Genomic DNA, 6,901 nt, shown 5'->3' with positions numbered 1-6,901 from the left:
TGAAGCATCAAACACCCATTCAGGCGCTCAAGGCTTGGCGTGAAAAAAAGCCCGAGTTGTTCGTCAAAAAGGTCTATGAACACACGGGACTTGACATCTACACTCTGTTCAACCCACGCGCAGTGCTGGATTGCCAAAGATTTAAACCATGTCAGATTCACTCCCGTTCCTCCCATTCGCGCTGCCCGACATCGGGGAAGAAGAGATTGCTGAAGTCGTCGATACCTTGCGTTCGGGTTGGATCACGACCGGGCCCAAGGCGAAGCGTTTTGAAGAAGACTTCACCACCTACCTCGGCGACGCCAGCCTGCAATCGTTGGCCGTGAATTCCGCGACGGCCGGCCTGCACCTCGCACTCGAAGCGCTTGGCATCGGGCCGGGCGACGAAGTCATCACGACCACTCATACCTTCACGGCAACAGCCGAGGTCGTGCGGTATCTCGGTGCGGACGTGAAGCTTGTCGACATCGATCCGGCCACGATGTGTATCGACGTGAATGCGGTTGAAGCCGCCATCACCCCACGCACCAAGGCCGTGATGCCCGTTCACTATGCCGGCCTGTCGGCTGACATGCCCGCACTGCTGGCCTTGGCGAAGAAGCACGGCCTCAAGGTCGTCGAGGATGCGGCCCATGCACTGCCCACCACGTGCGGCGGCAAGCTCATCGGCACGCTCGATTCCGACGTGACCGTCTTCAGCTTTTACGCCAACAAGACCATCACGACAGGTGAGGGCGGCATGGTTGTCACGCGCAATGCGGAGCTTGCCAAGCGCATGAAGGTGATGCGACTTCACGGCATGAACCGCGATGCCTTCGATCGCTTCACGGCGAAGGTGCCGAGCTGGTACTACGAGATCGTGGCACCTGGGTTCAAGTACAACTTGACGGACATTGCGGCGGCATTGGGATTGCATCAGCTCAGGCGAGCCGATACGTTCCAGAAACGACGCGAGCAGATCGCGACGATGTTCAATGAGGGGTTGGCGGGCTTGCCCGTGATGACACCACCATTGGCAAAGGCTGGCGATCTGCACGCGTGGCATCTCTACGTGTTGCGGCTGGCCGACGGGGCCGGCATCCACCGCGATGCGCTGATCGAGCGTCTGTTCGCCGCCGGCATCGGGTGCAGCGTGCACTACATCCCTCTGCATCTTCAGCCCTATTGGCGCGACCGATACCACTTGAAGGCGGAGTCTTTCCCGCATTCGCAGCGAGCGTTCGAGAACATGTTGAGCCTGCCGCTGTACACGCGCATGACAGACAGTGATGTGCGGCGTGTCGTCGACGCAGTTCGCTCCGCGCTCGTATGAACGAGCAAAGCTGAAGGGCACATGGCAAAGCGCTTGTTCGACATCGTGCTCTCGGTCCTTGCACTCGTGTTGCTCGCCCCGTTGCTCCTGATAATCGGCGCGTGGGTGAAGCTCGATTCGCCGGGCCCGGTGTTCTTTCGGCAAGAACGCGTGGGGCGTTATGGCGTCCCGTTTCGGATCCACAAGTTCAGGACGATGACGCATTCAGCATCGCCGAGCGGTCCCTTGATTACCGTCGGTGCTGACGCACGCATCACGCAGGCAGGGCAGTTTCTCAGGCGCAGCAAGCTCGACGAGTTGCCGCAATTGTTCGACGTGCTGTTTGGGCGCATGAGCTTTGTCGGCCCGAGACCCGAGGTGCCTCGCTATGTGGCGATCTATCCGCCGCTGCTGCGCGACAAAGTGCTGAGCGTGCGTCCTGGCATCACCGACATTGCCTCGCTGGAGTTTCGCAACGAGAGCGAACTGCTGGCACGGGCCAGCGACCCGGAGCGCGAATACAAGGAAGTGGTCTTGCCTGCCAAGCTCAAGCTCGCGGCGCAGTACGTCGATAACGCGAGTCTTGCCACCGACCTGCGGCTTATTGCACTCACTCTGAAGACCCTGCTCGGTTCGCGCTGAGATGGCTTCGCTGCCCCGCATACCCATGACATCCCCGAGTTTCTGGCACCGACTGGACCGCGTTCTTGCACGTATTCGCCCGCATCGACAACCCTTGTCGATGCTCATCGACGGCACGGTCATTTGCCTGTGCTGGAACTTCACCTACTTGTTCCGCCTGGGTTTCGAACGCTGGTTGACTGCAAGGCCCCACTACGACGTGTGGGTCATGCTTGCGGTGGCGACGGTGTACCTCCTGACCTTCTTCGTTGCCGGCATTCCGCGCGGCATGTGGCGCTTTTCGGGTTTCGGTGAGGTGAAGCGCTTGACCCTGGCGTGCGCCGTCGCGGGCCTGACAAGTGCGGTGCTCGTGCTGATGCTGCAGCTCAAAGAAGTGCCGCGCGCCGTTCTTGCACTACACCCCATCGTTTCGCTGATGGGCTTGTGCATGGTGCGCATCATGTACCGCATGCTTTACGAGCATGCCCGCTCGCGCATCACCGGCAGCGACGCCGAGGTGCGGCGTGCGATCGTCCTTGGCGCAGGCGAAGCGGCGCGGATGCTGCTTGCTGGCCTGCATCAAGAAGGCTGGATCGTGCTCGGGCTGCTCGACGATGACCCGACAAAGCGCGGGGCGCGAATTCTCGGCGCACCTGTGCTTGGCAGGCTCGACGACGTGGCGCGCGAGGAGGTGAGGGCCGGCGCCACGCACATCATCACTGCCATGCCCGGTGCCACGGCGGCGCAGCGGCGCCGCGCGATCGAGCTGGCGTCAGAAACCGGACTTCCTGTGCTGACCGTGCCGTCGTTCAGCGAGCTGCGCGAAGGCACGGCCCGCATTGAACGGGTGCGCGACATCGAGCCCGAAGACTTGCTCGGCCGTGATCCGGTGAAGCTTGACGAGGCGGGGATCGCCGAGTTGATCACCGGCAAGACGGTGCTGGTGACAGGGGCGGGCGGCTCGATTGGATCGGAGCTGTGCCACCAGGTCGCGCTCTATGGTCCGGCGAAGCTGGTGCTTTATGAGCTGAGCGAATTCGCGCTGTATCAGATTGAACAGAAGCTGTCTGAGCTGCATCCTCACCTGCCGCTGGTGCGACTGATGGGCGACGTGAAGAACATCGATCATCTGCATTCGACATTCAAAGCGCAGCGCCCGCACATCGTTTTCCATGCGGCTGCATTCAAGCATGTGCCGTTGATGGAAGAAGACAACGCTTGGGCAGCATTGCAGAACAACACGCTTGGAACCTGGAACGCCGCAAAAGCAGCCGCGCAGGCCGGGGCTGAGCGCTTTGTGCTGATTTCCACCGACAAGGCGGTGAACCCGACCAACGTGATGGGGGCCACCAAGCGTGCGGCGGAGATGGTGCTGTCATACATGGCGACGCAAGGCCATGCGACGCGCTTCGCGGCGGTGCGCTTCGGCAACGTGCTCGGGTCCAGCGGCAGCGTGATTCCCAAGTTCAAGGAACAGATTGCCAAGGGCGGCCCGGTGACGGTGACGCACCCGGAGATCACGCGCTACTTCATGACCATTCCCGAGGCGGCCCGCCTGGTGTTGCAGGCGGCGGCGCTGGCTGAGAGCGGGCAGGTTTACGTGATGGACATGGGGGAGCCTGTGAAGATCATCGAGCTGGCGCGCACGATGATTCATTTGGCCGGGCACCGAGAAGACGAGATTGGCATCGTGTTCAGCGGGCTGCGGCCGGGGGAGAAGCTGTATGAGGAGCTGCTGGCGGATGCGGATCACACGCTGCCGTCGAAGCACCCACGGCTGCGGATTGCTCTGCTGCAAATGACGGAGACACACCGCTTGGCCGCCGATCTGGACTCGGGCTTGAATGTCTCGGTGCCCGACGAGGCAGTCAAGCGGTGGCTGCGTCAATATGTGCCGGAGTACCGGCCGAGTTAACGCGTGCACCAGGGCGATTGCATGAGCGCCAGCCCTCGTTTTCTGCTATGTCGCGACCGCTGTTGCCGCTTGCGCCGGCAGTTCCTGCAGCCCCAGGAGTTCCTACAGACGGGTGGTGCTTCAGGCCGCCAGTTTTCTCTTGGACTTCTTGCTGGACTTGATGGTCGTGTTCTGATTGATCAGTTTCAGCGTCATGCGCCTGAGGATGGCGACGTTCTCGGCGCCGTGGCCGACGCGGACGCGACTGAGAGGCTGAGAGGCTGAGAGTATTTCGATCATGCCCGCTCATCGCGCCAAAAGACCCCTGCTCGTCGTTGCAAATGCTCGCCATAGCCAAGCGCTTTGCGCCTAAATCAGGGGTCTTTTGACGTGCTGCTCGGACACGCTCGAAAAACTCTCAGCCTCTGAGGTCTTCGCGGAAGGTCACGTCGAGCACCCAGTGGCAGCCGTTTTCGATCGACCAGTGCTGTGTTCGCCGTCCGTTCCATCGATCGCTGACGCTGAGCACTATGGCGTCACCGGAACCGATTGTCTTCATGGTGTGTGGGCGGAAGCGGCTGGTACTCGTTCAGCGTGCCTGAGGCAGTGCCTGAGGCGGTGACGCGCGGCGAGTTGCGCGCGCTGCGCGATCCGAACGATGATCTTGACGATTGAGGAGGACAGTCTGCCCAACGGACGCGGACCAATCCTGGAGGGAACCCGATATTCAAGGTTCCGACGACACGTCGAACACACCAGGAAGATCGCGTCCGGCGTAGACGACGCGCTCAATGCGCACGGCACTCCCGGCGATGTGGAACAGGATCGCGTAGTTGCCCACGGTGGCCATGCGGGCGTCCTCGCCGATGTCTGTCCGCAGTTGATAGATCAACGGACCCTGTTGGATCGCGCGGAATTTGGTGCGAATGTCGCGAATGAACGTGACGGCCCGTCTGGGGTTGTCCTCGGCGATGAAGGCGGCGATGGCGTCGAGATCGGCCTCAATGAAGGCCGACAACTCCAACGGCATCACGTCGCCGAGCCGGCGGCGTCGACCATGGCCTGGTATTTCCGCTCAAGCCGATCGAGAACATCGTCAGTGGACACGCCAGGCCTCTTGTCCTGTCTCGCCTCGCGCCAGACCTGGCGCAACTCGGCGACGCCCTGCTGACGCAGGCTGCGCTTGTGCGTCCAGTCGCGCAGAGCGTCACGGACCACTTCACTGCTGGAGGCGTACTCGCCAGTGGCAACAGCGCCATGGACGATGGCGACCATTTCTGGCGGCAGGGCAATGCTGATTTTCTCGGCGGTGGCCATTGGACGTTCCAGGTGGTGGGACATATTCCTACCAAGATAGCAAACTGGTCGCCTTGAGGCAAGGCTGACTGTGCGCTGATCGATCGGGGGGCATGGCCCATGGGCGCTGACGAGCGATCACAGCGAACGAACGTCCGTCAAAACGCACGACGAATGTCCGTAGTGCGGCGGTCAGACGTTCCTATCCCAACGCGTGCACCCCTCCATGCTGTATTGTTCACCATTATTGGCAAAATGTGTTGTTTTTGACCATAATGGTAAGCATGCCAAGTAAGTCTCCAGTTATTTTCCCATCGGAGCAACGTCTCCTTGCCGATTTCGGTGAGCGACTTCGCCTCGCGCGCTTGCGCCGCAAACTCACGACCACTGCGGTGGCGCAGCGGGCCGGAATTTCGCGGACGACCCTGTACAACGCGGAGTCCGGCGACGCTTCGGTCACCATGGGCACCTACCTTCGTATCCTCGCTACCCTCGGAATTGAAACCGACCTCAACCATTTGGCTGCCGACGACAAGGTCGGGCGCAAGCTGCAAGACCTCGACCTCGGCCCGCGAGGCAAGAAATGAGCGCCGTCCTCGAGGTTTGGCTCGACTGTGACTTCACCTCCGAGCGCCGCGTTGGGACGCTGGCGCACGACAGGGGTCAGGTTCGCTTCCACTACGACCAAGAATGGCTGAAGCAATCCTTTGCTTTCGCACTCGACCCAGATCTCTCTCTCGGGGACGAGGCCACCCTGTCGAGTGAAGTCTTGCACCCCGATGAGAAAGTCCCAGGCTGCTGATGCGATCCGCATTAAATCGCCCATCGGTGCAGACACACATGTGGAGGTCAAAGAGGGTTGGCCGCTTCGAGGTCAATACACCGCATCATGATCGCCCACGTTGAGCGGAACGATCTCGCGCTCGGTCACGAGCAAATGCAGCGTGATCCGGTACGACAGGTTGATCGACACCGATTGCACACCCTGCAGCCGCCCACCCAGCTCATGCAGCCGCAGCGACGGGTGGTGCGGGTTGACTTGCAGTAGTGCTAGCGTCTTCTCGTAGGCGCGTGCCATGTCCGGGTGGCGTTTCAGGAAGCGCGAGGCGATGCGGGTATAGCGCTCGGTGAAGATGATCGTGTAGGGCATTGCCGGGAGCATGTGATCGCTGGTCGACCGGTCAAATTCAACGAGGCTGGCGCTTGGCCGTCTTGCGCGGTGCACTGACCGACGGACGGCGAGACCTTGTTTTTGTTTCCGGTGCGGGCTTTGTCATGGCCCCTGCGGTGATCATTGCTTGGGCCCGAGCCACATGTTCAGCTGGCGACTCGGTCACGAACCGTCCTGCGGCAATGTCAGCCCGGCTCTCGGCCAGCGCAGCCTCCAGTTCGCACTCGCGCAAGTGTTGGTAGTGCGCCAGTTCCATGACGACGTAACGTTCCGTGCCGCGCACTGACACCACTGCCTCGGTGCGACCGCCGGCAAGTGAAGCTTCAATGGCGGCGATTCCGCGGGTTTTGAGGTCGTTAGCGGTAATGTGGGCCATGGTGCGCGCCTACGGGAGTTGCAGCTACAGCATTGTAAGCAGAGCGGTTAATCGTGTGGTTATTAGCCGAATCAAGTGGGCGGTTCGAAGGGCGGCGCTTCGCGGAATATGTCGGCCAAGTGGTGTTTAGGATTTGGCCCTAAACAATTTTCCGTTTTGGGGGCGCAGGGCGGGCGCGCTGCGGCGTTGCTCCTCGCTTGTGTGGCTCGCCACACGGCGCTCGGAGCGCCTTGCATCGCATCCCGCCCTGCG

11 protein-coding genes are annotated in these 6,901 nt (G+C 61.3%); 5 read left to right on the top strand and 6 right to left on the bottom strand.

Annotation, left to right across the window (positions count from 1 at the left end):
- The first annotated feature begins 148 nt into the window (after positions 1-148).
- Genes AC30NL_RS21625 through AC30NL_RS21615 form a run of 3 tightly spaced genes read left to right on the top strand, consistent with a single transcriptional unit; the run spans position 149 to position 3,827 of the window.
- Positions 149-1,312 (top strand): DegT/DnrJ/EryC1/StrS family aminotransferase, encoded by a 1,164-nt coding sequence (locus tag AC30NL_RS21625; RefSeq protein WP_489466046.1) that lies wholly within the window; start codon positions 149-151, stop codon positions 1,310-1,312.
- A gap of 21 nt (positions 1,313-1,333) precedes the next feature.
- On the top strand, positions 1,334-1,933 hold the full coding sequence (locus AC30NL_RS21620; RefSeq protein WP_489466045.1) for a sugar transferase: 600 nt from the start codon (positions 1,334-1,336) through the stop codon (positions 1,931-1,933).
- Between the two features lie 25 nt (positions 1,934-1,958).
- On the top strand, positions 1,959-3,827 hold the full coding sequence (locus AC30NL_RS21615) for a polysaccharide biosynthesis protein (RefSeq protein ID WP_489466044.1): 1,869 nt from the start codon (positions 1,959-1,961) through the stop codon (positions 3,825-3,827).
- Positions 3,828-3,947: 120 nt separating this feature from the next.
- On the opposite strand, the gene AC30NL_RS21610 is transcribed toward AC30NL_RS21615, so the two are convergent.
- The 4 genes from AC30NL_RS21610 to AC30NL_RS21595 form a co-directional block, all read right to left on the bottom strand.
- On the bottom strand, positions 3,948-4,106 hold the full coding sequence (locus AC30NL_RS21610; protein WP_489466043.1) for a hypothetical protein: 159 nt from the start codon (positions 4,104-4,106) through the stop codon (positions 3,948-3,950).
- Positions 4,107-4,224: 118 nt separating this feature from the next.
- The gene (locus tag AC30NL_RS21605; protein ID WP_489466042.1) at positions 4,225-4,365 is read right to left on the bottom strand and encodes a hypothetical protein; all 141 of its coding nucleotides are present in this window, start codon (positions 4,363-4,365) and stop codon (positions 4,225-4,227) included.
- Between the two features lie 168 nt (positions 4,366-4,533).
- Complete coding sequence (locus AC30NL_RS21600; protein ID WP_489466041.1) at positions 4,534-4,836, bottom strand: type II toxin-antitoxin system RelE/ParE family toxin; 303 nt, start codon at positions 4,834-4,836, stop codon at positions 4,534-4,536.
- Positions 4,836-5,123: a ribbon-helix-helix domain-containing protein gene (locus AC30NL_RS21595; RefSeq protein ID WP_489466040.1), complete on the bottom strand. Its 288-nt coding sequence runs from the start codon at positions 5,121-5,123 to the stop codon at positions 4,836-4,838. Before AC30NL_RS21595 ends, AC30NL_RS21600 begins: the two co-directional genes overlap by 1 nt.
- A gap of 263 nt (positions 5,124-5,386) precedes the next feature.
- Between AC30NL_RS21595 and AC30NL_RS21590 the strand changes: the two genes are divergently transcribed.
- Together AC30NL_RS21590 and AC30NL_RS21585 are read left to right on the top strand one after the other, a co-directional pair.
- Positions 5,387-5,689, top strand: coding sequence for a helix-turn-helix domain-containing protein (locus tag AC30NL_RS21590; RefSeq protein WP_489466039.1), 303 nt, complete (start codon positions 5,387-5,389; stop codon positions 5,687-5,689).
- The gene (locus AC30NL_RS21585; RefSeq protein WP_489466038.1) at positions 5,686-5,904 is read left to right on the top strand and encodes a HipA N-terminal domain-containing protein; all 219 of its coding nucleotides are present in this window, start codon (positions 5,686-5,688) and stop codon (positions 5,902-5,904) included. The genes AC30NL_RS21590 and AC30NL_RS21585 overlap by 4 nt, the downstream gene beginning before the upstream one ends.
- A 72-nt stretch (positions 5,905-5,976) precedes the next feature.
- On the opposite strand, the gene AC30NL_RS21580 is transcribed toward AC30NL_RS21585, so the two are convergent.
- On the bottom strand, positions 5,977-6,264 hold the full coding sequence (locus tag AC30NL_RS21580; RefSeq protein ID WP_489466037.1) for a type II toxin-antitoxin system RelE/ParE family toxin: 288 nt from the start codon (positions 6,262-6,264) through the stop codon (positions 5,977-5,979).
- Between the two features lie 25 nt (positions 6,265-6,289).
- Positions 6,290-6,649 (bottom strand): hypothetical protein, encoded by a 360-nt coding sequence (locus tag AC30NL_RS21575; protein ID WP_489466036.1) that lies wholly within the window; start codon positions 6,647-6,649, stop codon positions 6,290-6,292.
- Positions 6,650-6,901: the final 252 nt, after the last annotated feature.

The organism is Rhizobacter sp., assembly GCA_021153565.1.
Classification (GTDB): Bacteria; Pseudomonadota; Gammaproteobacteria; order Burkholderiales; family Burkholderiaceae_C; genus Albitalea.
The sequence above is the reverse complement of the archived record's forward strand: the minus strand, read 5'-3'. Positions and strand labels throughout refer to the sequence as shown.